Origin of the sequence: Streptomyces pactum, from assembly GCF_016031615.1 — a bacterium.
In the GTDB taxonomy this organism is placed as follows: Bacteria; Actinomycetota; Actinomycetes; order Streptomycetales; family Streptomycetaceae; genus Streptomyces; species Streptomyces pactus.
Genome location: NZ_JACYXC010000028.1, coordinates 1 through 1,195, shown reverse-complemented (window position 1 = coordinate 1,195; position 1,195 = coordinate 1). Strand labels below are relative to the sequence as shown.

Annotated in this window: 1 pseudogene; it reads right to left on the bottom strand. The window is 79.8% G+C overall.

Annotated features, from left to right (window positions below):
* Positions 1 to 38: 38 nt before the first annotated feature.
* Positions 39 to 1,195 (bottom strand): annotated as a pseudogene (locus IHE55_RS30485) (hypothetical protein); the annotation flags it as partial.

Sequence of the window (1,195 nt, the reverse complement as noted above, 5' to 3'; positions counted from 1 at the left end):
CCCGGCCGGGCGGACGGGCGGGCGGGTGCGCGGGTGGCTCAGCCGCCGTCCACGCGGCTGAGCCGGGCGGTGGGCAGGCCCCCGCTCTCGTCCTGGGAGGAGAACCCCAGCCGGCCGTCGTCCAGCCGGGTGAAGGTCACGGTGGCCTCCTCGCCGGTGCAGCCGACGTCCTTGGGGCGGTCCGGGTCCGACCGTTCGAAGCCGGTGATCCGTTCGGAGTTCGCCGAGGTCAGCTTGGCCTCGCTGTAGCAGGTCACGCCCACCGAGAGCACCTTCACGTCGTACCGGACGCGGATCACGTACTCACCGGGGATGCCGGGGCGGATGGTGGCCGTCATGGTGCCGGCGGGCACCCCGCCCCGCTGGGTGACGTCGCCCTTCCAGGTCCCCACGAAGGCCGGGGAGACGGAGGAGGAGGGCCGGGGCCGCTGCCCGCCGGAGCTCGCGGAGTCCTCCGGGTCCGGCTCGCCGCCGCCGGAGGGCGGCTCCGTCGCACTGTCGCCGGGGTCGGGCTTCCCCGTGGCGGGCGGCCGGTCGGTCTTCCCGTCGGCCTGCGGGGTGCCGCCCCCGCCGTGCGGGATCAGGTCGAACACGTACGCCCCGGCGCCCACCACGGCCAGCGCACCGGCCACCGAGAGCACCAGCGAACAGCTCAGCGCCCGTGGCCTGTTGCGTCGGCCCAGCGAGGCGGAGAGGGCTATCCGCCGGCCCGCCGCGCCCTCCGGTTCCCCCTCCGGCGGGGACGGCTCCGGCAGGGGCCCGGCGGGGCGGGCGCCGGCACCGTCCCGGGCGGCGGGAGTGCCCGGGGTGCCGGTGCCGCCCGGGCTTCCGCCGCCGGGGCCGCCCGAGCCGTTCTGGACGACCCCGCCCGGGGAGCCCGGAGTGCCCGTACCGCCGGAACCGCCCGGGGCGCCGGGGCCGCCGGGGCCGTGGACGCCCGGGGCGCCGCCGGCCGGCCACGGGGTGCCGCCGGTGGCGGGCCGGGACATGCCCTCGGTCTGCGTCCGCGGGTCACCGGATGCGGTCGGCCGCGGGTCGCCGGCGGCGGACGCGTGGGTACCGCCGGTGGCGGCTGCGGGCGGGCCGCCGGGCCGGCTGCCGGAGGTGTCGTACGCGGGGTCCGGCGGGCCGAAGGTGCCGAGGGCGGGGGCGAGGTCCGGATCGAGCGGCCGGGCGGTGCCGGGCGGCTGGGTGA